Genomic DNA, 25532 nt, shown 5'->3' on the forward strand with positions numbered 1-25532 from the left:
GGATAGTCCACTTTTGCGCTTTGTCGTTCGTCACGGATGATGCTGAAATGTTCTTTGATGGTATCGATATTCATGGCCACTCCTCAAAAGAGGAGCATAAGATCACAATTGGTTCGTCTGGTCAATTTTCACCTAGCATTGAGCAAAAAACGTTCATGATCTTGCCCTGCTCCCGTTCACCTTAGTGTGCTGGTTTCCCTATCAACTCATCACAACAGGTAACCTATCTGTTTATCGTTACCTTTTGATGATGCTTGTCACATCTATCTTTTTACGGAAGTGGGCATGGCATCATCTACTGAAGCATTACAATAGTGCAAATGCATAAGGCCATCGCATGAATTTTAAATTCACTTTGAAAACGCAGGTAATCAAACAATCTTCAGCATTTCGGTGGGCGGGTTCGGGACGGTGGACTGGGCATATTTATAGCGGATCACACTGCGGATCCGTTCCATATTACTGATTTGTGCCAGCTCTTCCAGTAATGCTCGGGGTAAACGGATGTGCATGCTATAGCCAAGTTCACTGACATCCTTCATGTAACTGTCGGCAGACAAAGCCAGCACCAGCTGTTCAAAATCCTGCTGATAGCCGTAACCACGCGACACCGGCTGATCAAGAGACTCGTAGCCCGGATGTTCGCTGGGATCCCAGCCCGGACGTTTCATCTGCTTTTCATCACCTTTCAGGGATGGTTCGCTGCCCGATTCCAGGCTGGCACTGGCCGGACGAACTTTGCTGCGCACTTTATTATCACGGGCAGCCTGCTCGGTCATCGGATTCACCGAGGGTGCCAGTGTCGGCATACTGACATTCAGGGGCGACACGATCATGTTGAGACGACTCCTTCAGGCAACCAGCGCGACCCTGACACATCCGTGGTATTGTCGTGCGACGTATTGATAGTTCTAAAGATGGCAGAATTCTGCTGCCTGTACTCAGAGCTTATCGGCCAGAGGGCTTTTAACTTTAATTTTTATACCCGAGTGGTCGCGGGTGCTGAAAAGCTTTCCTCGTTCATAAAGACTTTCAACGTATGCAGAAAGTCCTCCGGATGAGAAATAAAGGGTGCATGAGACGCCTTGGTGAACACCATTTTATGAGAATCCGGCGCCAGCTGATCCATGTCTGCAGCCACTTTGGCGGGTACCAGCCCGTCCAGTCGGCCATACATCCGCAGCCAGGGCTGACGAATCCCGCTCAGTGCCTCACGCAGATCAACGTCCGCCAGCATTTCCAACCCTGCTGCCAGTGCAGATGGTGTCGGCTGAGGCCGTGACAGAACGGCCTGTTTGAGCTGCTTGATATCCTGCCTTGCCGTTGGGCTGCCCATGGCCTGAAGCGCCATGAAACGCTCCACCGTTAAAGCGAAGTCGTCACGGAGCTGTTGCTGGAAGTCACGCAACACTTGTGGCTGAATGCCACGCCAGCGGCCATTGGCAGCAAAACAGGGGGAACTTGCCACCGTGATCAGCTTACGGATGCGATCCGGGGCCAGCAGTGACGCTTGTTTGGCAACCAGCCCGCCCAGAGACCAGCCAAGCCAGACGGCCTGCGCCGGTGCGTCAGCCAGAATGGCCTGTGCCATGGCAGATACTGAGTCCGCTGCCACATCAGCACTGTGGCCATAACCCGGCATATCGACCACATGAACCCGGTACTGCGCACTGAGCTGTGGGATCAGGTGCTGCCAGACCGCGCCATTCATGCCCCAACCATGAATGAGAACCAGATCGGATCCCTGCCCCGACTCCGGGCCAAATGTTTGCCAGTAAACCGACGCCGCCATGTACACTTCCTTCACCTGAGAAAACCGGATGGCAAGGATGTTATCCCCTGTGACGCGAAGATCAATCTTTCAATGGCCAAATCCGCAATGCGGACTCTGCCGCTTACCACTGCGTGACGATGATCACCTGTGGTGTCAGACTTGCCTGACCAGCCTGCCGCAGCCACCTTACTGCCAACATTGCGGCGCCACCACGTTAGATGCCAGTCCCCACTGTGGTTTTTGCCTGCGCACACCACCACACTGGGATCGGCTGGTGCGGTTGGGTGAGTATGGCTTCCCGCTGAATCGTCTGATCCAACAGTTTAAGTTCCAGCGTCAATTCTGGCTGGGGCCACCGCTTGCCCGGTTGCTGGCTGCTCAGATTACAGCGCCCGCACCTTTGTTGCTGCCTGTTCCCCTGCATCCGTGGCGGCTGCTGCTGCGGGGTTTTAACCAGAGTACCGTACTGGCGACAACCCTGGCTTCCAGCCTGAATGCGACGGTTGATACGCAAAGCCTACGCCGTATCCGGCGCGCTTTGCCGCAGCATCAGTTATCCCGGCAGGCTCGTCTGCAGAATCTGCAACAGGCATTTATACTCAAAGAAAGAGACTGGCCCGAACAGGTCGCCATTGTTGATGATGTGGTCACCACTGGCAGCACGGTGTCTGTCCTGTCCCGGCTGCTACGCAAGCAAGGCGTCCGCCAGATCGATATCTACTGCCTGGCCTTCACCCCGCATCCAAAAGTCTCGGTGCGGTGATCTGTTCAAAAAAACCACACAAGATTCAGGGGTGCGAGTTTGATCGCCAAAGAGTAGAATAGGTTTTACGCTTACTAAGTCAGGTATAACGTCGTGTCTATGATTACTATTACAGAAACTGCACAACAGCATTTCGTCAAGCTGCTGGCCCAGCAGCCGGAAGGAACCAGCATCCGTGTCTTCGTGGTGAACCCGGGTACACCGAACGCTGAGTGCGGCGTGTCTTACTGTCCGCCGGAAGCGGTTGAGGCCACCGACACTGAACTCAAATTTGATCTGTTCTCTGCCTATGTCGATGAACTGAGCCTGCCATTTCTTGCCGATGCCGAAATCGATTTTGTCACCGACAAAATGGGCTCTCAGCTGACCCTGAAAGCACCAAACGCCAAAGTCCGTAAAGTTTCAGACGATGCGCCCCTGATGGAGCGTGTGGATTATGTGATTCAGACTCAGATCAACCCGCAGCTGTCGGGTCACGGTGGTCATGTATCGCTGTCTGAAATTACCGAAGACGGTGTGGCCATTCTGCAGTTCGGCGGCGGCTGTAACGGCTGTTCCATGGTTGATGTCACCCTGAAAGAAGGGATTGAGAAGCAACTGCTGGCTGAATTCAGCGGTGAACTCAAAGGAGTGCGTGACGTCACGGAGCACGCCCGCGGCGATCACTCATATTACTGATTCATGTTTTGAGGCGTGCGAAGCCCTACCCGCGCGCCGATACAGCGAACACGTCGTGAACACGTCATGAACACAAAAAAAGCCGCGATTGCGGCTTTTTTTTATACTTTGGGCTTAATGCCTATCAGGATAATCAGGCTTTCGTGCGATTATTCGGCTAGGTATTTTGCTTGATCAGGCTTCAATAACGGTGATGGTGACTGATCGTCGGCCCCAGTTCTTGGCTGCCCGGACATCACGTCCCATGTAGATATCAATCTTCTTTGACCAGCGACGGTGCATCTTATCCAGCACCACATACTCACCCGGCAGACCGGAAATCTTCACTTTCGAACCGTGCTTCAGGCCCATACTCAAAAGATCACGGGACACTGCAATGGCCTTCATGCCCGGTTTAAGTCGGTCTCCCCAGGCAGCAATCGATGGGTTACTGTCTGTTTGTGCGGGTACCGAATTATAAGCGGTTGCCGTCACTTTCAACTTGGCTCCCGAAGGCATCGCATTCACATGAAAACACCAGCCTAAACTCATAATTACCAATAAAAAAACACCGAACTTTTGTTTCATTTTCAACCTATACCAACCAAAAACAGGTTACATTTTAAACACTTTCAATGGTAAAGGATAGATTTTTAAACCCAAGACGGCTTATTGAACAGCATAAAATATGCTAACTATTTGTTGGTACAGGCCTCTTCAAGGAAAATATTTTTTTGCCACTGATAGGCAAAAATAGCCGCAAGCGACAGCCCCCGCATGCCCAGAAAACCGAGCATGGCCGCCCATAAGGCGTGATTGCCAAACGCCTGGAACCCTTGCCAAATCAGAAAGAATGTACAGGTGGCAACAAACATACTGTTGCGCATTTCCCGCCCGCGAGTGGCACCGATGAAAATGCCGTCCAACAGAAAACACCACATGGAGACCAGCGGCACGGCGGCCAGCCATGGCAAATACCGCACGGCTTCTGCCTGAACCGCAGGAATGTCAGAAATCAGGCTGATAATCTGCGAACCGAAGTAAACAAATGCCAGGGTCATAACGAGCGAAATCACCAGACTCCAGAACGTCGTCCCGATCAGCGAACGCCCAAGCGCATCCCGGTTCCTGGCCCCGATGGCTTTCCCCACCATGGCCTCCATCGCATACGCAAAGCCATCCATGCCGTAAGACACCAGCATCAGAAAACTCATCAGCACTGCATTGGCAGCCACGACATGATCACCCAGGCTGGCCCCTTGAAAGGTCATAAAACTGAATGCCAGTTGCAGGCATAAGCTGCGCAGGAAGATATCCCGATTGAGTCGCAGCAATCGCCCCATGCCTTGTCGGATTTTATCCAGCTGGGTGTTCCAGCGGGGCAAATTCAGGACGACCCACTGCCGTGACACGAAATAGAACCCGAGCAGCATCCCGCTGTATTCAGCAATCACCGAGGCAGCCGCAGCCCCTTTCACTTGCCAGCCCAGCCCCAGCACAAAAAGTACATCCAGCAGAATATTGACGCTGTTGGTGATGATCAGGAGCCACATCGGTAATCGGGCATTCTGACTGCCAAGCAGCCAGCCCATGATCACGAAATTTGCCAGAGCGGCAGGCGCGCCCCAGATCCGGATGGAAAAATACTGATCGGCGTAGGTTTTCACGGCATTGCTGGCATCACTGAAATGAAAGACAGCGCCGAGGATCAGACTGTGGCCTGCAATCAGCAGCAGCGCCAGCCCCCAAGCCAGCGCGATACCCTGCAGAAACACAGCCGCATGGGCAGGTTTGTTGCTGGCGCCATAGGCCTGAGCACAGAGCCCCGTTGTCGCCATTCGCAGAAAGCCCAGCAGCCAGAAGGTCACACTGATCATCATGCCACCGACGGCCACGCCCCCTAAATACCAGGCGTGTTCCAGATGACCAATGACTGCGGCATCCACCAGCCCAAGCAGCGGAACCGTGATATTGGACAACACCATGGGAAACGCCAGCGCAAAAACCTGACGGTGGAGGGAGACATCTTTTAATGCGGCCAGCACGGCAATACCTTATTGTTCAATCCATTCAGCCGCACAGTGTAAGGGGTGACCGGCAGCGACACAATCCGCCGCCGGTATCCTCAGGCGATCAGGGCCTGCAACCAGTGGTCGGCCAGCAGCACCACAAATAAACCCAGTAAATGCCAGATGGAATACTTGAACGTCGCCCATGCATGACCGGGCTCATCCGCAAATTTCAGCTTCAGCGCATAAGCCACAAAGCCCAGATTCAATGCAAGGCTTCCCGCCAGATACAGCATCCCACTCATGCCAGTCAGCCAGGGCATGAGGCCAATCAAAGTAAGGATCAGGGTATAGAGCAGCACCATGGTCTTCGTGAACGCGATGCCATGGGTTACGGGCAGCATCGGCACATCAGCCTTGGCGTAATCATCCCGCCGGTGAATCGCCAGCGCCCAGAAGTGCGGCGGGGTCCAGGCAAACACCAGCATCACCAGCAGCAATGCATGGGGATCAAACTCACCGGTGACCGCCGCCCAGCCCAATAAAGGTGGCGCTGCCCCCGCCAGTCCACCAATCACGATATTCTGAGGCGTCGCGTGCTTGAGCCACACGGTATAAACCAGCGCATAGCCGACCAGACTGGCAAAGGTCAGCCACGCAGTCAGCGCATTGAGTTGCCAGAGCAAGGCAAAGCCCAGCACCATCATACCGCTGGCAAAAATCACCGCATGCAACATCGGTACCCGGCCTCGGGCCAGCGGGCGGTGATGGGTTCGCGCCATCCGGGCGTCAATCCGGCGATCCAGCACATGATTGAACGCAGCTGCAGCAGCGGACTGCAGGCCAATCCCCATCAGCCCCAACACCACGGCTTTGAGCGGCGGAATCCCCGGTACGGCCAGACACATGCCCACCAGTGCGGTCAGCAACAGCATTGCCACCACCTTGGGCTTGGTCATCATCAGGTAATCCCGGCCAAGCTGCCGCCAGTGACGGCCGGACAGGGCAATCTGGCGCTGTTCGACAAGGTTTGATTTTGCCATCTTTTCTTCCTCCCTGAATTAACCGGACTTCTGTGTCATCTGCACGTACCCGGCAGGTTTGCGCTGTAAAGGCAATCCGTGCCCGTGCCTGCTGTATTTCACCCGGTGAATCGCCGGTCGCTGCTTGAACCGGGTCGTTTCCCGATGACGAGACAACACCCAGTATGTCGACAATGTTCCCAGCAACAGGCTCAGACCACCCAGGTTATGTGCAACGGCCACAGGTAAAGGCAAACTGGCCACCACATTGGTCACCCCCAGCGCAATCTGAATCCCCAGTAATGCCGTGAGACCCAACGCCGAACGACGCCACCCTATTCGCCACAGCTGCCAGCACAACAGCAAAACGATCGCTGTGGTGATCATGGCCCCGATTCGGTGTGCAGCATGGATGGACACCCGCTGATCGAAATTCAACACGCCGTACTGATAGGTCTGAAATCCAGGCTGCCAGGGTTCAAAGGCGGTGATATCAAACTTGCTGACCCAATCAACTTCACACACGGGCAATTGCGTACAGACAACCGCTGCGTAATTCGCGGCGGTCCAACCGCCCAGCGCAATCTGCATGGCGACAACGACCAAAGCCGCCACGGCTAATCGCCGCACAGACGTCAGGGATGGAGAGACGGCAGGCGGGCCGGACATAGCCGCTGGGCGCTGACGTCTGAGCATCCGCAGCCAGAGTACCAGCAGCAGACTGGCGGTGGTAAAGCCCCCCAGTAAATGCCCCATGACCACCACAGGCTTGAGCGCCATGGTCACCGTCCACATCCCCAGTGCGGCCTGAAAAATCACAATCCCCAGTAAAATCAGTGGCATCCTGCGGGGCCGGTCTGCCCGGCGGCGGGCCACTACATTGATGGCTACAATCAGCAGACCTAATGCGCCTGCCACATAACGATGCAGCATCTCATTCCAGGCTTTATGGACTTCAACGGGATGATCCGGAAAGGCTTGCTGCGCCAATGCATGCTGGGATTCCGTTTTGGGCACGGTCAGAAATCCGTAACAACCTGGCCAGTCCGGGCAGCCCAATCCGGCTTCCGTCAGCCGGGTATACGCGCCCAATGCAATCACGGTCACAGATAAGGAAAAGGTCAAACCAACCAGCCAGGTAAACCGCCGGTCGGTTAGGCGGAATTGAGAAGCCAGGCTATCCATCGCTACTCCTTCGCGCATCAATGCGCTATCAGCCAATCTTGGAGACTTTCAGCAGACGCTTCAGATCACGCAACATGTCTTTGCCCTGCGCCAGCACCTGCGTTTTTCCTTCCACCAGCGGGTAAGCCAGCATCACATTGCCCTGCGGATCCGCGATATAAATCGCTTCCGCACCATGCTGAAGCTGCCGTAACTGATCCAGCACAGGCTGCGGTGCGACCAGAATCGCGCCGCCTGCAGCGGATGACTCGTCCGCAGGTAAACTCAGATGACCTTGCCCGGACACCAGAATCAGGCTCGCCACTCGCTCCTGCTCAGCCCCCATTGCCACAGGTACTTGTCGTAAATTGAACAACGCCCCCTGACAACGGGAATCGCACTGTTCCGGTAACAGATACACCAGCTGCCACAGACCCCGATTGCCCAGCCAGTCGGACACAACCGGCTCTTCAAGGAGTTGCCCACGATTGGTGACGCCGCCCTGATACCAGTGGCGATCCAGCACCAATTTGGCCAGCAGCACAGGCAAGATAAAAACCAGTAACAACAGAATTAAGCTGACATGTTTCTTCATCCCTGACTTCCTTTTCTTTCCGGCTTCGTCCGTCGAAGCCACCACCAGGCCATACCGGCCACTGCAACAGCCAGCAGAAACCACTGCGCGGCATAGGCATAATGCTTTTGCGGCCCCATCACCACCGGCTGCCAGTTCTGCTTCAGCGCCAGCGGGTCGTCCGGTGCGATCTGAACCACCCAGGCCGGCAAGGGTAATCCGGTCGCGCTGGCCAGCTCGTCTGGCTTAATATTTTGCACCCGCCGAGGCCAGCTTTCTCCTGGCACCTCCTGCGCCAGCTCTGGGAGTTGCGTCGGGGGCGCAATGGTTCCGGTGATCTGCACCAACCCGTGATGTTCGGGCAGAACCGGCAGTTCCTCCCGGTATTGCGGCGCGGCAATCCAGCCCAGATTCACCAGCAGCCAGTCCCCGCGTTCTGTCTGGAACGGATAAAACAGGTGGTATCCCGGCCTGCCCTGATCGAGCTGGTTATCCAGCAAGACAGCCTGGCTGTGGTCAAACGTGCCGCTGAGTCTGACCCGGTACCACAAAGGGTCTTCAGGCAGACTGGCGAGACTGAAATAGGTCTGCTCGCCCCGAAGTTTGAGTGCAGCCGTCAGGATCTCTTTTTCCTGTCCCCGTGAGATTTGCCACAATCCCAGCTTGACCAACCCCAGCAGGACCACCAAAGTAAAAAGAACAAACCCTGTTCGTCTCATTGCGTCCTGAACCTCACTTCGGTCGCCGGATACAGCCACACACGGAGTGCCCATGCTGCTGAAAGCCCTGATAATCTGCCTGCTGATCTTTATTGTGTTTAATCTGTTCCGGGCCTTGCCCGTGATGCTCCGGGGCAAACAAAGTAAGCCGATGTCTCACTTTCTCGGTCGCCGGATATTGTTTTCTGTCCTGCTGTTCGCCCTCTTACTGCTGGCGCTGGCCACGGGCCTGATTGATCCCAATCCGCGACCTTACTAACGCAATGCGCTACAGGATATAAACGAACACAAACAGCCCCAGCCAGACCACATCCACGAAGTGCCAGTACCAGGCACCGGCCTGAAACGCAAAGTGACTCTTGGCCGAAAAGTGGCCATTCAAGACCCGCAGCCAGACAATGAACAAAATCAGAGTGCCAAGCGTGACATGGAGGCCGTGAAAACCCGTCAGCATGAAAAAGGTGTTGCCATACACACCGGCATCCAGCGTCAGGTTCATCTCTTCATAGGCATGGATATATTCCACACCCTGCAGGTAAACAAACAGCCCGCCAAGTAGCACCGTCAGCAATAAAAACAGGGTCAGCCGCGGGCGGTTGTCTTTTTCCAGAGCGGTATGTGCCAGATGCACCGTGACTGAAGACGTCAGCAAAATCAGCGTGTTGTATAAAGGTAGACCGATCGGACCCATCGCCTGCGTTTCCGTTCCGCCCGGTGTCATCACCAACGGCCAATGCGCAATAAATTCCGGCCACAGCACTTCATGAGTCATCGCATTGTTGCCCGCCCCGCCCAGCCAGGGCACGGCAATCATCCGGGCATAGAAGAGTGCACCGAAGAATGCAGCAAAGAACATAATTTCAGAGAAAATAAACCAGCTCATGCCCTGCCGGAACGAACGATCCATCTGCGAGCTGTATAACCCGCTCATCGACTCCCGGATCACATCCCGGAACCAACCCACCAGCATCATCAGCAACAGGCCAACCCCGGACATCAGTATCCAGGGGCCATTTCCGCCAAACAGCCCGCCGACTGTGGCCCCAGCGCCCATCGCAATCAAAAACAGAGCCACTGCGCCCACAATCGGCCATGCACTGGCCGCCGGGACGTAATAAGGCTCGTGGGGTGGCGTCAGCGACTGATCATGTTCAGAGTATGGATTTGCCATGGTCGACCTCATTGCGTTTGTGCCGCGGGTTCCGGCTGAGCGTTAAACAAGGTATAAGCCAGCGTCAGAGTATTGATGTCCTCTGGCAGCTCGGGATCGATATAGAACAGCAATGGCAATTCTGCCGATGCACCGGCCGCCAGTGGCTGGCGGTTAAAGCAAAAGCATTCAATCTTATTAAAATACTGTGCCCCCTGCCCCGGCGACACCGAAGGCACTGCCTGTCCGACCGTGGCATGCTTCGTCAGGTTTTTCGCCGCGAACAGCACTTTGTGGGTTTCCCCCGGATGCACCACCATGCGGGTCACTTCAGGTTCGAACTGCCAGGCCATACCCGGATTGATATACGCCACAAATTCCACCGTGATATTGCGCTTTTCATCCACCTGCTGACTGGCAATCGCCGCCTGATTGGACGTTTTTCCGTTAATTCCGGTGACTTCGCAGAACACGTCATAAAGTGGCACCAGTGCGAAGGCGAAGCCGAACATCCCCAGCGACAATACAATCAGTGTCAGCAGCGACTTCTTCTTGCCTTTATCTTGGCCGTTGTCAGCCATAGTGCCTCCTTAATCCACCTTCGGTGGCGTTGAGAACGTATGGTGAGGCGCGGGTGAAGGCACGGTCCATTCCAGTCCTTCGGCCCCGTCCCAGGGCTTGGCCCCGGCAGGCTCACCGCCGCGGATACACTTGATCAATACCGCCAGGAAAATCAGCTGCGACAGTCCGAACATAAAGCCCCCGATACTGACCACGGCGTTCACATCTGCAAACTGCAAAGCATAGTCCGGGATCCGGCGCGGCATCCCGGCCAGACCAAGGAAGTGCATCGGGAAGAACAGAATGTTCACCGACACCACAGAGCACCAGAAATGCCACTTGGCGAGCCGCTCATCAAACATGTGTCCAGTCCATTTGGGCAACCAGTAGTAGGCCGCAGCCATGATGGAGAAAATTGCACCGGAGACCAGCACATAGTGGAAGTGCGCGACCACGAAGTAGGTATCATGGTACTGGAAGTCTGCCGGCGTAATCGCCAGCATCAGGCCGGAGAACCCCCCGATGGTGAACAGAATGATAAAGGCAATGGCAAACAGCATGGGCACTTCAAACGTCAGAGACCCGCGCCACATGGTCGCCACCCAGTTGAACACCTTCACCCCGGTCGGGACCGAAATCAGCATGGTGCAGTACATAAAAAAGAGTTCGGCGGCCACCGGCATCCCCGTTGTGAACATATGGTGCGCCCAGACCAGAAAACTCAGCCCGGCAATCGAAGCGGTGGCATACACCATGGAGCTGTAACCGAAGAGTTTCTTGCGCGAAAATGCCGGAACAATCGCCGAAACGATCCCGAAACTCGGCAAAATCATGATGTACACTTCAGGGTGACCAAAAAACCAGAAGATATGCTGGAACATCACGGGATCTCCCCCGCCTGCCGCATCGAAAAAGCTGGTGCCGAAATACTTGTCGGTCAGCACCATGGTGACCGCCCCGGCCAGCACCGGCATTACCGCAATCAGCAGAAACGCCGTGATCAGCCAGGTCCAGACAAACAGCGGCATTTTCATGTAAGTCATGCCTGGTGCACGCAGGTTGATAATGGTGACGATGACGTTGATTGCCCCCATGATGGAACTGATCCCCATGATGTGCAGTGCAAACACAAACAAGCCGGTGCTTTGCGGGCTATACGTGGTCGACAGCGGCGCATAGAAAGTCCAGCCAAAGTTCGGGCCGCCCCCTTCCATAAACAACGATGCCAGCAACATGGTGAAGGCGAACGGCAGAATCCAGAAACTCCAGTTATTCATCCGGGGTAATGCCATATCCGGCGCCCCGATCATCATCGGCACCATCCAGTTCGCAAGTCCGGTAAATGCGGGCATCACGGCACCAAAGACCATAATCAGGCCGTGAACCGTCGTCATCTGGTTAAAAAAGTTGGGCTCCACCAACTGCAGCCCCGGCTGGAATAACTCCGCCCGGATCACCATGGCCATGGCACCGCCAATCAAAAACATCGCAAAGCTGAACAGCAGATACAGTGTGCCGATATCCTTGTGGTTGGTCGTAAACAGCCAGCGCCGAATCCCGTGATGGTGGTGCACTTCATGTGCTGTATGCGTGGTGTCTTCCGCCGCCTGCTCGCGCATCATGTCCGTCATGCTTGGTCACTCCCTAAAGCTCTTCGCCTTTCAACACTGCCTGAACCTCTGCAGCCTGCACGGTATCTCCGGTGTCATTTCCCCAGGCATTTCGCTCATAGGTAATCACCGCAGCCAGCTCTTTCAGGCTCAGCTGAGGCCCGAATGCCTGCATCGCCGTGCCATTCCGACCATGAACCACCACGCTGATGTGTTCCAGTTTCTTACCCGGATCCATCGATATCCCTTCTCCAGCCAGCGCCGGGAAGGCACCCGGCAGCCCCTGACCATTCACCTGATGACACACAGCACAACGGGTGTTGTAGACTTTTTCGCCCATGGCCATCAGCTCATCCATCGGCATTTCCATATCCAGCAGACGTTGCTCTTCTTCCCGCGCCACCCGCTGGGCGGTTTTTGTCACCTGCAGCCATTCATCATAGTCAGCCTGGGATTTGGCGATGACCACAATGGGCATGAAACCATGATCCTTCCCGCATAGCTCGGCGCACTGCCCCCGGTAAATACCGGGCTCGTCAATCCGGGTCCAGGCTTCATTAATAAAGCCTGGGTTGGCATCTTTTTTCACTGCGAATGCGGGCACCCACCAGGAATGAATGACATCCTGAGAGGTCATCAGAAAACGAATTTTCTGGCCGACGGGCAACACCAGCGGATGATCGACTTCCAGCAGGTAATTCTCCCGTTTCTGGCGTTCATTCTTGATTTGTGCCTGTGTGGTTGCGAGATTGGAATAAAACGACACATCCTCACCAAAATAGGTGTAATGCCATTTCCACTGCGAGCCCGTGATCTGAATGGTGAGATCAGACTGGGTGGTATCTTCCATGGCCAGCAGGGTTTTGGTGGCAGGAATCGCCATCACAATCAGAATCACAAAGGGGATCAGCGTCCAGAGCAGTTCGACCTTGGTGCTCTCGTGGAAGGACGCAGCAACAGCACCACGTGATTTACGATGATGGATAATGGCCCAGAACATCACGCCGAATACCACCACACCAATCGCCACGCAGATGTAGAAGATCGTCATGTGCAGCGAATAAACCTGCTGACTGACCCCGGTCACTCCCTGAGTCATATTCAGCGGCATGGATGTCGTCTCTGCCCATGCAGGCAACACGAATCCGCCCAGTAATCCGTAAAACAATTGCCGCATCATTCCCTGGATCCCTCCTGCAGTCAGTCCATGTGGTCGCGGCAGTCTGATCACAGGAACAGAGACAGCCGAACCCGCCGGAAAGTCTTCTCAGCGCAAAAAAGCTCTTAACAGCTTGTTTACATTTAACTTAGGACAGATTTCGGAGAATGCGCAAAATTTTGCGCAAGAAATAGACAAGCTTCAGGATTCTGCAATATAAGCGGCAATAGAATGATTTTGTGGCTAATAACGCAAGTGAGTCACAACCGGCGTTAATCGGTGACGAAATGCAGTCAGCCGGGTCAACCAGCGATGCCACGGCCGCCAGCGAGGACACGCTACATCCAAGGGGGAATGACTGGCAACTTCTTCAGACCAGGGCAACCATTGCAGCAACTGACGCACCGGATCCGCAAAGCCATGGTCATACTCCTGAGCGCCCAACTGTTGCCCTAACGCGGTCTGACAGCGATCACCCGCCAGCACCAGGCACAGTTCCAGTTGATGAAAATGGCAGCCAACCCGCTGTACAAACCGGGCCACTTCGGCCTCAGATGCCTGCAGTAATGCCTGATCACACACCAGCATCACCGGCGAGGAAAAACTGGTCGGCAACTGAGAGAGCCAGCTCAGATCGGTCACAGACCCCGGACGCATCCGGTAACGTTCACTGCGATGGAATAAGCGTTGGCGCCACAGCAAGGTTTCATCACAGTCCAGTTCCAGCCAGCGACAACGGCCATTATCGAGACGATAGAAACGCGTATCCAATCCGGCACCGACATTGATGACATGCCCGTTGGGAAAACGACGTAAAAAATGCTGAACGCGCTGATCGACCAGCAGCGTTAATGTGGCGTGCAGTAATTGATGCTGATCGACATTCCCGGTCAGACAATCTGGTGCGAGATGACACTGCTGACATGCCGCTGCGGCAAGCGGGTCATATATTAAACCACCGTCCGCCAGACTCTCGCGGCTGCGGAGCCAGAGCGGCTGCAACAGGTCAGCCGGAATATGGTAGCGGGCAGATTTCGTCATGATCATCTCCAAGGTTACCCTTGAATGATAATGACTCTCATTCTTTAATGCAAAGAAATCCTCTGCCCGATTTGAACCGGGTGCAATTTAACTCCAGCCACCATTGCGGATCACCCCAACGGCAATGCCTTCAATGGTCAGTTGTTGCTGAGTCAGATCAACCACAATTGGCGCAAAAGCGTCATTTTCTGCATGCAAAAAGACCTGAGCACCCTTTTTCTCCAGACGTTTCACCGTCACATCGTCATCCACGCGGGCAACAACAACCTGACCGTTCCGCACATCCTGAGTTTTGTGTACAGCCAGCAGATCGCCGTCCAGAATCCCAATGTCCTTCATGCTCATGCCATTCACCCGCAACAGGAAATCTGCCTGAGGTTTAAACATCGCCGGATCAACATCATAGTGGGTTTCAACATGTTCCTGCGCCAGAATGGGTTCTCCGGCAGCAACCCGGCCAATCAGGGGAAGTCCCGGCTCATCCGGTGCTTCTTCATGAACCAGCAAACGGATCCCCCGGGAAGCACCCGGTACAATTTCAATCACTTGCTTGCGGGCAAGGGCTTTCAGATGTTCCTCTGCCGCATTGGCAGAACGGAATCCCAGTTCACGGGCAATCTCCGCCCGCGTCGGTGGCATCCCGCATTCTTCAATTTTTGCTTTGATCAAATCAAAGACTTCTTGTTGGCGTGGCGTTAACGGCTTCATGACATACCCTGTCTTTTTATACAGTTCACTGTGAGTATATCCAGTGTTCAGGGGTTTGAAAAGGCTATATCGCGCAGAATCAAGGAAATGCGTGCTGTCGCATGTTCGCAGGAAAAGTCAGCAAAAAAATCACATTTCGCCGTTTCAGTTGATGTTTTCCCAGCTAAACCTATTCCGTTTTCTGCTATCCTTGCCACGCATTAAGATTTCGAGGCTAGTAATCAACATGTCAACTTGGCAAAAATTGTCGCAAAGTTTACTGAATTTGCCGCTTTCTTTATTGGTAAAGACCCGCACAATTCCTTCCGATCCAGTCGCAGAACTGCCGCTGGATTTGAACCGACCGATTCTTTACACCTTACCCTTCAGTTCGCAGACCGATCTGCTGACCCTGAGTGCTGCTGCCAAAGCGGCCGGGCTGCCTGATCCGCTGGAACCTATGGTCATCCATGGCCGTACGTTTCCCCGTTATGTTTTTGTCGCCGACAGCCCGAGCATATTTGGCAGTAACGGCCAGATTCCTGCGTCTTCACTGGCGCTGTTTACCGATCTGCTCGCAGCCCATCAGGCCGACGCAGAGCTGGATGTACAGCTCCTGCCCGCCTCTGTGCTGTGGGGGCGCAAACCAGGAACCGAAGGTGAGTCCAAGCCGATCCTCAAAGCACTGAACGGACCGGAGAAAGGGTTCGCTATTCTGGCACAGGGACGCGACTGTCTGGTCCGCCTGAGCCCAACCGTCTCGCTGCGTTTCATGGCAGATAAATACGGCGCGGATGATACCATCGCCAACAAACTGGCCCGGGTCGCCAAAATTCATTTCTCCCGCCAGAAGCTTGCTGCGGCTGGTCCACGTCTGCCACAACGTCAGGCGCTGTTTAACCGCTTACTGGCTTCCAAAGCCATTGAAAAAGTGGTGCGCGAAGAGGCCGAAAGCCGGGATGTTCCGCTGGAAAAAGTGCGCAAAGAAGCCATCGACATGATGGAAGAGATCGCAGCCGATTTCTCCTACAGTCTGGTGCGCCATGGCGACCGCTTCCTGAGCTGGCTGTGGAACCGCCTGTATCAGGGCATTAATGTCAGTAACGCACAGCGCGTGCGTCAGCTGGCGCAGGATGGCCATGAGATTGTGTATGTCCCTTGTCACCGCAGTCACATGGACTACCTGCTGCTGTCTTACGTGCTGTATCAGGAAGGCATGGTCCCACCCCATATCGCGGCGGGCATTAATCTGAATTTCTTCCCGGCCGGGCCGATCTTCCGCCGTGGCGGCGCATTTTTCATTCGCCGCAGTTTTAAGGGAAATCGCCTGTATTCAACGGTGTTCCGTGAATATCTGGGTGAACTCTTCGCCAAAGGCTATTCCGTCGAATACTTCAGCGAAGGGGGCCGTTCCCGCACCGGTCGTCTGTTGGCACCTAAAACCGGCATGCTGTCGATGACCCTTCAGGCTATGCTGCGCGGGCTGAATCGCCCGGTTACGCTGGTGCCGGTGTATATCGGCTACGAACATGTCATGGAAGTGGCCACTTACGCCAAAGAACTGCGTGGAAAACGGAAAGAGAAAGAAAATCTCAGCCAGGTGCTGCGAACGCTGCGCAAGCTGCGGAACTTCGGCCAGGGCTATGTGAACTTTGGTGAGCCGATTCCGCTGAACCAGTATCTGAATGAACAGGTGCCGGAATGGCGTCAGGACATTGATCCGATTGAACCACAGCGCCCGCAATGGCTGAATCCTGTGGTGAACAGTCTGGCCGATAAAATGATGACCCACATCAACGATGCTGCAGCCACCAACGGCCTGACACTCTGCGCGCTGGCTCTGCTGTCTTCCCGTCAGCGGGCCCTGAGCCGCGAAGAGCTGGAACAGCAGGTCGATTGCTACCTGCAACTGCTGCAGAACACTCCGTACTCACCGAACTGCACGCAGCCGTCTGATTCTGTCTCAGCACTGGTTGAGCATGCGATCGGTATGGATAAGTTCCTGGTGGAGCGGGACAGTCTGGGTGACATCATCTCGCTCGACCGCCAGCAGTCGTTGCTGATGACCTACTACCGGAACAACATTATTCATTTGTTTGCGCTGCCATCGCTGATTGCTCACATTGTGGTGTCTCATCAGCAATTGAGCCGGGCGGAAATGCATCGCCAGATCGGTCTGCTCTACCCGTTCCTGAAGGCAGAACTGTACCTGCGCTTTGATGAAAGTGATTTACCGGATGCCATTGATATTCTGATTGATGAGCTGATCCGCCAGCGTCTGATCCTGAGCGATGACAATGTGTTGTCACTCAACAGCGCGCGTATCGGTCCGCTTCAGCTACTGGGCAACACCATCACTGAAACACTGCAGCGCTATGCGATCACCCTGACGCTCCTGCGCGGTGAGCCCCAATTGATGAAAAGCGATCTGGAGCAGCAAAGTCAGATGATGGCCCAGCGCCTGAGCCGTCTGCATGGCATTAATGCTCCGGAATTCTTTGATAAAAGCGTGTTCTCCTCTCTGGTGAAAACTCTGCGTCAGCAAGGTTATCTGAATGAAGAGAACCATGCCGTGTCCCGGCCGGTTGCCAGCCTCGCGGATTTACTGGCCGATCTGGTCTCTCCTGAAATCAAGCTGACCATTCAGGCAGTCATGAACCGGGAAGACAAAAAAGAACAGCCGCCGGAAACAACCAACGCTTGAGTGCACCGCTGAAACGAAAAACGCCCGCGATTGCGGGCGTTTTGTCTCATGAAGCCGACATCCATCAGAGCAACAGACTTGCCGCCATCCCCAGCCAAACCACCATGCCGACATAATTATTGTTCAGAAATGCCTTGAAGCATGGCTCACGCTCTCTGCCCCGGATCAGGTGCTGCTGATACACAAACAATGCCGCGGCCCCAAGCAGACTCCAGTAATACACTGGCGTCAGTGACAGCTGAATGCCCACCAGAATCAGCAATCCCAGTGTCCCCAGTTGTAACGCCCCGATGATACGTTTGTCATGACGACCAAACAGAATGGCCGTCGACTTAATCCCGACTTTCAGATCATCATCGCGATCAACCATGGCATATTGCGTGTCATAGGCGATGGTCCAGAGAATATTTGCCACAAAGAGCATCCAGGCCACGGGCGGCAACTCACCCGACTGCGCGGCATAAGCCATGGGAATGGCCCAGCCAAATGCCATCCCCAGCACCAGTTGCGGCAAATGGGTATAGCGCTTCATGAAGGGATACGCCGCAGCCAGCAATAAACCAATGACCGAGAGCTGAATGGTGAGCGCGTTCATCGTCAGCACCAGACCAAATGACACCAGAACCAGCAAGGTAAAAAAGCCCAGCGCTTCCCGTTCACTGATCAACCCGGCAGGCATGGGTCGCTGCGCCGTGCGTTTCACATAACCGTCGACATGACGATCCGCATAATCGTTGATCACACAACCCGCGGCCCGCATGCAAAAAACACCCAGTATGAACACCAGCAACACAGGCCAGTCCGGGATCCCATCTGCAGCCAGAAACAATGCCCATAAGGTCGGCCACATCAGTAACAGACTGCCAATCGGGCGGTCCAGACGGGCTAACTGACAGTAAGCCCTTGCTTTGGTTATCTCCAAAACCCAGATTCTCCTTTTTAAAGCATTCACCGCAGACTACCGGCCTGATGTGACGGATATTGACGGTTTGAAAGTAGACAGCGGATTGCCGTCCTGCGCTGCTTTTCGCGGGTACACAGGTGCCGCCGATAAAAATAATTCGGCCACCAGCATCGGTTTTTCTTTCACCCACAACCGCGAGCGCCGTGCCCAGAGCGATTCACCTTCCAGCCGGAACTCAGCCAGCTGCAATGCATCCCGGCGGGCACTCTGATCGGTAAACACCCGGTAGCCCAGCGGCAATTCGCCCAGCTGCGCCAGATCCTGCTCATCGCCAGTCAGAGTCGGTAACGGAATCAATGTCCGTGCAAATACCCAGGGAATCCCGTCGCCCTGAAGCACCACATTCCGCTCAAGACAATCCACCCGCCCCAGCATTTGCTGTTCACCGGGTTGAAGTTGTGCCGCTTTGATGGGCGATTGCTCCAGCAACAGCACACTGAACTGATGACAATCCCGGGCAAACCGGCGTGACAGCGATCCCTGCTCATGCAGCCAACTGGCCAGCACGGCATCGGCCATCTTGACCTGGTCGCTGGATTGCCAGTCGGCCTGAGCCAGCAGGGGCTTATAAATCTGCTTGAATGTCGACATCTTCCCAATTCAATTCGCGAAACTGCGGTATCTTGAGGTTTATATCCAACGGATTAGATCCGCCTTAATTGTCAGGACAGGTACATTGTCTGATGACAGATGAAACCCAATGCGCCCTTATTGTTGCATATCTGCACTGCATCACTTGCTGCAAAAACAATGATTTTGCGTGTCTCACTGACAACCAAAAGATCAACAGCCCCTGTAAAGGGTGATAGAATGTGTTCAATAATACCAATCAACGTCAGTCAATAATCAGAAATAGCGCAGGAAAAATGTTTGAAAACAAGGCAGATTTTTTAGATCAGTAGTCATTCTGCAATCAAAAAATCTAACGCAGTGATCGAACATTTGAACAAGCTAGGATGACCAGTGATTGACTGCGATTGGTTTAATTCACATTGATTGATGCCCTATTGTAGCAAGCTGGCGCGGGCAGGAATACGATTCCTCGCCAAAGTAGGCACTTGGGTAACAGATTTTTCCCAGAGACAGATGGATAGCAAGATGAAATCTCTACTCCTGACCTTCGCGGTGCTGCTGTTTTCCCTGAGCCAGCCCGCGCTGGCACAGACTGCTTCAGCAAACCCGCAATACAGCTATTTTACGCTGACGCCAGATATTACAACCAATTACATCACTCAGGGTAAAAAGCTGGGTTATCTGCGTCTGCAAGTCGATCTCATGGTCGCCGATCCGGATTACCTGCCTCTGGTCGAGCACCACGCCCCACTGATCCGTGATGCCGTGATTCAGATTATCGGCGAACAGCCAGAGTCGAAAATCAAGTCGCTGGCCGGGCGTGAAGCCATCCGCCAGTTGTGTCTGGATCGCGTGAATGACTTGCTGATTGCCGAAACCAATCAGAAACTTCTGACCGAGTTACTCTTTACCAAGTATCTGTATCAGTAAACCCATCTTTGCGGTGGGATGAAGCGATCAAAAATAAAAAGGCGCTCTCAATGAGCGCCTTTGTTCGTTTGAGGGCAACAGCCCTGTTTTCCCGTCATTCGTTTATGCCGCATGGGCCTCGGCTTGTTTGGCAGACATATACGCCGCCACCGCCTGCTGCTGCTCCTGTGTCAGATACAGTCCCAGCTTACTGCGGCGCCACAGGGCGTCTTCCACACTGGCAGCAAATTCATCCTGCATCAGATAATCCACTTCACGGGCATACAAACCTTCGCCGAAATGCTCTCCCAGATCAGCCTCGGTGCTGACACCTTGCATGATTTTCCAGCTCAGCGTGCCGTAGTTGGTCGCCAACCGCTCTGCCGTAAAATCCGACAGCCATGCAAAATGCGCCTGCAGATCTTTCGCAAGACGAGATAAATCAAAGTTCACCTCACCGCCGGGCAGACAAGCGTCTGCGGTCCAGGCCGGTCCCATCTTCGGAAAGAAAGGCGCCAGCTTCTGCAGTGCCGATTCGGCCAGTTTCCGGTAAGTCGTCAGCTTGCCACCAAAGACTGAAAGCAGCGGTGGCTGCGAGCCTTCCTGCTCCAGCTCCAGCGTATAATCGCGGGTGACCGCCTGCGGGGAATCCGATTCATCATCACACAGCGGGCGGACACCAGAGTATGTCCAGACGACATCCTGACGCTGCAGCTTGGCTTTGAAGTGATCATTGTACACTTTCAGCAAATAGCGGATTTCGTCTTCATCAATCGCGACCTGACGCGGATCGCCGTGATATTCCACATCGGTCGTGCCGATAATCGAGAAACGGTCCAGATAAGGGATCACAAACACAATCCGGTTGTCTTCATTCTGCAGAATGTAAGCCTGTGGTTCGTCGTGCACGCGCGGCACCACAATATGCGAGCCTTTGATCAGACGAATGTTGCGTGGCGACGGCGTATCCAGACTGGTGTCATAAAAAGTTTTCACCCACGGGCCAGCCGCATTCACCAGGGCGTGAGCACGACGGGTAAAACGCTCACCCGACTGGGTATCCAGCACAGTCACCAGCCAGGTATCGCCCTGACGTTCCGCCTTTTCAACCCGGCAGCGATTGCGGACTTCCCCACCACGAGACGCGGTTTCGATCGCATTCAGAATCACCAGACGCGCATCATCCACCCAGCAGTCTGAATATTCAAAGCCTTTGGTGATTTCCGGCACCAGTGCAGAATCGGCGCCAAATCGCAGCCCTTCACTGGCCGGTAACGTGGTGCGCTTTCCCAGATGGTCATACAGGAACAGACCGGCACGGATCATCCAGGCAGGTCTCAGATGCGGACGGTGCGGCAGGCGAAAGCGCATCGGTTTGGCAATGTGCGGAATTTTACGAAGCAGGACTTCCCGCTCGGCCAGTGCTTCCCCGACCAGACGGAACTCATAATGCTCCAGATAGCGCAGGCCACCATGGATCAGCTTTGAGCTGGCTGATGACGTTGCAGATGCAAAGTCTTCCGCCTCAAACAATGCCACCTTCAGACCGCGCCCTGCGGCGTCGGCCGCAATACCGGCACCGTTAATACCACCACCAACAACGATGATGTCCAGAATCTCATTTGCTGCTGTCATGCCTGTCACCTGTACCTTTTTCGCACCACTCGAATTCATGCCTGCTTATTAGCATAGGCCATGCATTCGAAAGTCATCACTGAGTTTGAATGTTCGTTATCGCTCAATATAGCCAAAAGCAACGCGAACATCATCCTTTTTATGCGCGAAATATGACACCATTATGATCATACGCACAAAAAAAGCTGCCTTACAGGCAGCTTTATGGGGGTATTCCTAGAAAGAAGAGTCATAGCTGACGCGAAATGCGCGAAAACGCTCAGGCGATTACCATGTCAGTCTGTAATGATTTCGAGATGGGTGTCCAGCTCGGCCAGACGCTTCGACAATGGTTCCGGCGGCGTTTTATTGGTAAACAGCATGTCGATCTGACTGACATCCCCTAAGTTCACCATGGCGTTGCGGCCAAATTTCGTATGATCGACACCCAGCATCACGCAGCGGCTGTTTTCAATGATGGCCTGTTTCACCCGAACTTCATGGTAGTCAAAGTCCAGTAAAGAGCCGTCCAGATCGATACCACTGATCCCGATGATGCCGAAATCGAGACGGAACTGTGAGATGAAATCCAGGGTTGCTTCACCGACAATACCGCCGTCCCGGTTTCGCACTTCTCCGCCCGCCAGAATCACCCGGAAATCATCTTTTCCGGTCAGAATCCCGGCCACATTGAGGTTATTGGTGACCACACGTAGGTCGCTGTGATCAAGCAAAGCGCGTGCAACGGCTTCCGGTGTTGTGCCGATGTCGATAAAAAGTGTCGCGCCATCCGGAATATGCTGCACCATCGCCTGAGCAATCCGGTCTTTCTCGGCCAGTTGCATCACTTTTCGGGTGGTATAAGACGTATTGACTGAGCTGGATGGCACCGTCGCACCGCCATGATGGCGACGGATTTTATTCTCTTCCGCCAGCTCATTCAGATCGCGGCGAATGGTTTGCGGGCTGACTTGAAACCGGGCAACCAAATCATCAGTGCTGACGTAGCCCTGAGTTTTCACGAGATCAATGATCTCCTGATGACGTTTGCTTTGCTTCACTGCTGTTAGTGCTCCTGAATTAACATTGTTCCAGAGGTCTGAGAGACCGGAAATGAATGGCGTGCTCATCTTACTGGTCATTCAGCCATGTGGCTAGGGAAGGGATCCCACTCCTGAAGGAAAGCTCAGGAGTTTGCCGGGTGTCGCAGGCGCGCATCAACAAAGCCCAGAACACACCCCGTGATCAGGCCAAACAGGTGCGCCATATTGGCCACTTGGATCCCCATGATGTTGGTAAAGCCCAAGATCAGCCAAATCAGCATCAGGACCACAATGCCATTCGGCAGGCTCAACCCGCGAGACGGTGCCAGCCAGCCCAGCCACCACAGATATCCCATCAAGGCGTAAACCACACCGGAAAGGCCGCCAAAGTTTGGCCCATTCACCCAATATTGTGCCAGCCCGGATATCAGTGCAGACAGTAAAAACACTTCGAGCAGCTTCAAACTGCCGCTATGTTTTTCCAGGCGACCACCCAGAATCCACCACCACAGGCAGTTAAACACAAGGTGCAGGATGGAGAAATGCAGCAAACTGTGTGACACATACCGCCACAGTTGCCACCCATCACCTTGCATCAAAGGAAAATGCAGCGCTTGGAAGAGAGGTCGCTGCCAGCCCAGCAACCACAGACAATAGATAACCAGGGTGACCCCCAGTACAGTCAGACAAACCGGTCCGGCCTGAGCCCGGATCTGAGCCAGCAGACTCGGGCTGTGATAGTTAAACTTCGGCTGCGGGTGCCGGCTGACCATCTGCCAGGATGCGGCTAGGTATTTTGGATCCTCCGGATGATCGGAAAATCGCTGCCATTCGGCTTCAATTTCAACCTGATGCTGTGGATCGGTCAGCCAGATCGCATACTGGCCACCCGGTTCAGGTGCCAACATCAACTCAATCCCTCGGGAGGCCATGTAATCGATAAATGCTTGCGCCATCCGGGGATTGTCGAGTACGACAATCCGCAGCATGCCTGCCTCCCTTGATCTGTTTGTTTACACAGACTGGGTCTCACACGGATAAGCCGCACGATGCCAGGCTTCAAAGCCGCCGTCCATGCTGTAAACCGTCTCAAATCCCTGATGAATCAGATACTGAGCCGCGCCCTGAGAACTAATGCCATGATAGCACATGACGATCACGGGCTGCTCAAAGTCGACATCATTCATGAACTGAACCATGGAATCATTGGTCAGATGAAACGCAGATTCCGGACGGGACAATGCATGAGATTGTGGATCGCGGATATCGACCAGCACGGCCCGGCTTTCTGACTGTTGTAATAGTTCATACGCTTGTTCAACGGAAATGTGTTCAAACTGCTCCATGATAGCCTCGTGGTGTGTTCAGGGATGCACCTGCCCTATTCTGCGACGGCAGGTCCGAATTTCAAGATGATCATTCATAAGCAAATAGAGGATCAACCGTATCTGCCGCAAGAAAATGCGACAGATGGCATGGATAGATCCGCCATGGCTTACAGGCAGCCAGTATACCTGAGTCAGTTACTCACAGCTTTGAAAATCTAATCCGCCACACACGACGTCTGATTCAGTGAAATATCCCTTTGGGGATCAGCGCTTAGGTTCACAGTTCCCGCCCTGCTTTCAAGTATTGATCAAGCTTTGGCCACCTGTGGAAAAATCTGTGAATTGCGTTGATAATGTGTTTTCGAATCCAAGGATCCACTAGATGTAGTGAGGATCCGATCAAAGCCTGTGGATAATATGAAGCATGCATCGCGCTGAAAATATACGGCTCGCCTTCAACTCACGTCCTGCCTGACTTCAGACACAAAAAAACCGGCCGCTGGCCGGTTTCTTCATGCAATAACTTTGTGGATAGAAAATCCAGATTCAGGCGGGATCCTGCATCTGTCAGGATCTTGCCTGCACAAGATCATCAGAACGCGTCGCCCACCGCATCTTTCAGCTTACGCATCGCATTCTTTTCCAACTGACGGATCCGCTCAGCCGAGACGCCATAATGGTCAGCCAGATCCTGCAAAGTGGCTTTCTCATCGTCTAACCAACGGGAGCGGACGATGTGCTGGCTCCGATCGTCAAGGTTCGACAACGCCAGAGACAGACGATTGTTGGCATGGTTTTCCCAGTTATTGTCTTCAAAGCTTTGCGCCACATCTGAAGATTTATCTTCCAGGAAAAATACAGGCGCCGTATAGCTGCTGTCGCGATCGTCTTCATCGACCGGCATATCGAAAGTAGCATCCTGTGCCGCCAGACGGGATTCCATCTCGCGCACTTCACTCTTTTCGACACCCAGTTGCTCGGCAACCATTGCCACTTCTTCGTTGTTAAACCAGCCCAAACGTTTCTTTGACTTACGCAGGTTGAAGAAGAGTTTCCGTTGTGCCTTGGTGGTCGCCACTTTGACAATCCGCCAGTTACGCAGCACATACTCATGAATTTCAGCTTTGATCCAATGCACGGCAAAGGAAACCAGACGCACACCCACTTCTGGGTTGAAACGTTTGACGGCTTTCATTAAACCGATGTTTCCTTCCTGCACCAAATCTGCCATCGGCAGACCATAACCGGTATAGCCACGGGCAACATGGACCACAAAACGCAGGTGAGACAATACCAGACCGCGTGCAGCCTCAATATCGCCTTCATAATGCAGACGCTCAGCTAACTCACGCTCCTGCTCAGCCGTCAACATCGGATAGCCGTTCACGGACTGGATATAACTGTCCAGACTGTCTGCAGAAACTAAAGCTAATGAAGTCATCTCTTTTGTCATTCAGTAACCCCTGTGGATTGGATTGCCCGAGTCTTACACTCAGGTCTTTCAGAT

Annotated in this window: 27 protein-coding genes; 6 read left to right on the forward strand and 21 right to left on the reverse strand. The window is 53.9% G+C overall.

Annotated features, from left to right (window positions below):
* Positions 1-185 (forward strand): hypothetical protein (locus Q4579_RS19850; protein WP_303566494.1); only part of this gene is annotated, 185 nt, incomplete at its 5' end.
* A 186-nt stretch (positions 186-371) separates the two neighbouring features.
* On the opposite strand, the gene Q4579_RS19855 is transcribed toward Q4579_RS19850, so the two are convergent.
* Together Q4579_RS19855 and bioH are read right to left on the reverse strand one after the other, a co-directional pair.
* Entirely contained in the window at positions 372-836 is a 465-nt protein-coding gene (locus tag Q4579_RS19855) for an ATP-dependent Lon protease (RefSeq protein ID WP_211646542.1), read from the reverse strand.
* Positions 837-979: 143 nt separating this feature from the next.
* The gene (bioH, locus tag Q4579_RS19860; protein WP_303566497.1) at positions 980-1792 is read right to left on the reverse strand and encodes a pimeloyl-ACP methyl ester esterase BioH; all 813 of its coding nucleotides are present in this window, start codon (positions 1790-1792) and stop codon (positions 980-982) included.
* A gap of 49 nt (positions 1793-1841) precedes the next feature.
* Between bioH and Q4579_RS19865 the strand changes: the two genes are divergently transcribed.
* Positions 1842-2537 carry a ComF family protein gene (locus Q4579_RS19865; RefSeq protein WP_303566498.1) on the forward strand — a complete coding sequence of 232 codons (696 nt, stop codon included), beginning with the start codon at positions 1842-1844 and terminating at the stop codon, positions 2535-2537.
* A 99-nt stretch (positions 2538-2636) separates the two neighbouring features.
* Entirely contained in the window at positions 2637-3215 is a 579-nt protein-coding gene (nfuA, locus tag Q4579_RS19870; protein ID WP_303566558.1) for a Fe-S biogenesis protein NfuA, read from the forward strand.
* 174 nt (positions 3216-3389) lie between these two features.
* On the opposite strand, the gene Q4579_RS19875 is transcribed toward nfuA, so the two are convergent.
* The 6 genes from Q4579_RS19875 to Q4579_RS19900 form a co-directional block, all read right to left on the reverse strand.
* Entirely contained in the window at positions 3390-3782 is a 393-nt protein-coding gene (locus Q4579_RS19875) for a 3D domain-containing protein (protein ID WP_303566500.1), read from the reverse strand.
* A gap of 107 nt (positions 3783-3889) precedes the next feature.
* A complete protein-coding gene (gene dinF, locus Q4579_RS19880) occupies positions 3890-5239 on the reverse strand; it encodes an MATE family efflux transporter DinF (RefSeq protein ID WP_303566502.1) in 1350 nt (449 codons plus the stop codon).
* 80 nt (positions 5240-5319) lie between these two features.
* Positions 5320-6246 (reverse strand): heme o synthase, encoded by a 927-nt coding sequence (gene cyoE, locus Q4579_RS19885; RefSeq protein WP_303566504.1) that lies wholly within the window; start codon positions 6244-6246, stop codon positions 5320-5322.
* 18 nt (positions 6247-6264) lie between these two features.
* The gene (locus Q4579_RS19890; RefSeq protein WP_303566505.1) at positions 6265-7410 is read right to left on the reverse strand and encodes a heme A synthase; all 1146 of its coding nucleotides are present in this window, start codon (positions 7408-7410) and stop codon (positions 6265-6267) included.
* A gap of 28 nt (positions 7411-7438) precedes the next feature.
* Positions 7439-7984 carry a cytochrome oxidase gene (locus tag Q4579_RS19895; protein ID WP_303566506.1) on the reverse strand — a complete coding sequence of 182 codons (546 nt, stop codon included), beginning with the start codon at positions 7982-7984 and terminating at the stop codon, positions 7439-7441.
* On the reverse strand, positions 7981-8682 hold the full coding sequence (locus tag Q4579_RS19900; RefSeq protein WP_303566507.1) for an SURF1 family protein: 702 nt from the start codon (positions 8680-8682) through the stop codon (positions 7981-7983). The genes Q4579_RS19895 and Q4579_RS19900 overlap by 4 nt, the downstream gene beginning before the upstream one ends.
* 52 nt (positions 8683-8734) lie before the next feature.
* Here Q4579_RS19900 and Q4579_RS19905 point away from each other — a divergent pair, with 52 nt between their 5' ends.
* Complete coding sequence (locus Q4579_RS19905) at positions 8735-8941, forward strand: DUF2909 domain-containing protein (protein WP_211646549.1); 207 nt, start codon at positions 8735-8737, stop codon at positions 8939-8941.
* 9 nt (positions 8942-8950) lie between these two features.
* Here Q4579_RS19905 and Q4579_RS19910 read toward each other — a convergent pair whose 3' ends face one another.
* From Q4579_RS19910 to lexA, 6 genes are all read right to left on the reverse strand, one after another.
* Positions 8951-9853: a cytochrome c oxidase subunit 3 gene (locus tag Q4579_RS19910; RefSeq protein WP_303566508.1), complete on the reverse strand. Its 903-nt coding sequence runs from the start codon at positions 9851-9853 to the stop codon at positions 8951-8953.
* An 8-nt stretch (positions 9854-9861) separates the two neighbouring features.
* Entirely contained in the window at positions 9862-10413 is a 552-nt protein-coding gene (locus Q4579_RS19915; protein WP_211646550.1) for a cytochrome c oxidase assembly protein, read from the reverse strand.
* A gap of 9 nt (positions 10414-10422) precedes the next feature.
* Positions 10423-12024, reverse strand: coding sequence for a cytochrome c oxidase subunit I (ctaD, locus tag Q4579_RS19920; RefSeq protein WP_303566510.1), 1602 nt, complete (start codon positions 12022-12024; stop codon positions 10423-10425).
* Between the two features lie 13 nt (positions 12025-12037).
* Positions 12038-13183 carry a cytochrome c oxidase subunit II gene (gene coxB / locus Q4579_RS19925; RefSeq protein ID WP_303566511.1) on the reverse strand — a complete coding sequence of 382 codons (1146 nt, stop codon included), beginning with the start codon at positions 13181-13183 and terminating at the stop codon, positions 12038-12040.
* 222 nt (positions 13184-13405) lie between these two features.
* Positions 13406-14203 carry a class I SAM-dependent methyltransferase gene (locus Q4579_RS19930; RefSeq protein ID WP_303566512.1) on the reverse strand — a complete coding sequence of 266 codons (798 nt, stop codon included), beginning with the start codon at positions 14201-14203 and terminating at the stop codon, positions 13406-13408.
* Between the two features lie 87 nt (positions 14204-14290).
* Positions 14291-14911 (reverse strand): transcriptional repressor LexA, encoded by a 621-nt coding sequence (lexA, locus tag Q4579_RS19935; protein ID WP_303566513.1) that lies wholly within the window; start codon positions 14909-14911, stop codon positions 14291-14293.
* A 226-nt stretch (positions 14912-15137) separates the two neighbouring features.
* On the opposite strand from lexA, the gene plsB reads away from it, so the two are divergent.
* Positions 15138-17594, forward strand: a complete 2457-nt coding sequence (gene plsB / locus Q4579_RS19940) for a glycerol-3-phosphate 1-O-acyltransferase PlsB (protein WP_303566515.1) — start codon at positions 15138-15140, stop codon at positions 17592-17594.
* A 64-nt stretch (positions 17595-17658) separates the two neighbouring features.
* On the opposite strand, the gene ubiA is transcribed toward plsB, so the two are convergent.
* The gene (gene ubiA / locus Q4579_RS19945) at positions 17659-18516 is read right to left on the reverse strand and encodes a 4-hydroxybenzoate octaprenyltransferase (RefSeq protein WP_303566516.1); all 858 of its coding nucleotides are present in this window, start codon (positions 18514-18516) and stop codon (positions 17659-17661) included.
* A gap of 36 nt (positions 18517-18552) precedes the next feature.
* Complete coding sequence (locus Q4579_RS19950) at positions 18553-19149, reverse strand: chorismate lyase (protein ID WP_303566517.1); 597 nt, start codon at positions 19147-19149, stop codon at positions 18553-18555.
* Between the two features lie 507 nt (positions 19150-19656).
* On the opposite strand from Q4579_RS19950, the gene Q4579_RS19955 reads away from it, so the two are divergent.
* Positions 19657-20061, forward strand: coding sequence for a flagellar basal body-associated protein FliL (locus Q4579_RS19955; protein ID WP_303566518.1), 405 nt, complete (start codon positions 19657-19659; stop codon positions 20059-20061).
* Positions 20062-20163: 102 nt separating this feature from the next.
* Here Q4579_RS19955 and glpD read toward each other — a convergent pair whose 3' ends face one another.
* The 5 genes from glpD to rpoH all read right to left on the reverse strand — a co-directional run bounded on the left by glpD (position 20164) and on the right by rpoH (position 25478).
* Positions 20164-21675, reverse strand: a complete 1512-nt coding sequence (gene glpD / locus Q4579_RS19960; RefSeq protein ID WP_303566519.1) for a glycerol-3-phosphate dehydrogenase — start codon at positions 21673-21675, stop codon at positions 20164-20166.
* A gap of 275 nt (positions 21676-21950) precedes the next feature.
* Positions 21951-22715, reverse strand: a complete 765-nt coding sequence (locus Q4579_RS19965; protein ID WP_303566520.1) for a DeoR/GlpR family transcriptional regulator — start codon at positions 22713-22715, stop codon at positions 21951-21953.
* 125 nt (positions 22716-22840) lie between these two features.
* Positions 22841-23686: a rhomboid family intramembrane serine protease GlpG gene (glpG, locus tag Q4579_RS19970; RefSeq protein WP_303566521.1), complete on the reverse strand. Its 846-nt coding sequence runs from the start codon at positions 23684-23686 to the stop codon at positions 22841-22843.
* Positions 23687-23710: 24 nt separating this feature from the next.
* Complete coding sequence (glpE, locus tag Q4579_RS19975) at positions 23711-24043, reverse strand: thiosulfate sulfurtransferase GlpE (RefSeq protein WP_303566522.1); 333 nt, start codon at positions 24041-24043, stop codon at positions 23711-23713.
* Between the two features lie 574 nt (positions 24044-24617).
* The gene (gene rpoH / locus Q4579_RS19980) at positions 24618-25478 is read right to left on the reverse strand and encodes an RNA polymerase sigma factor RpoH (RefSeq protein WP_303566524.1); all 861 of its coding nucleotides are present in this window, start codon (positions 25476-25478) and stop codon (positions 24618-24620) included.
* Positions 25479-25532: the final 54 nt, after the last annotated feature.

Origin of the sequence: Photobacterium sp. 1_MG-2023 (genome assembly GCF_030547945.1) — a bacterium.
Lineage (GTDB): Bacteria > Pseudomonadota > Gammaproteobacteria > Enterobacterales > Vibrionaceae > Photobacterium.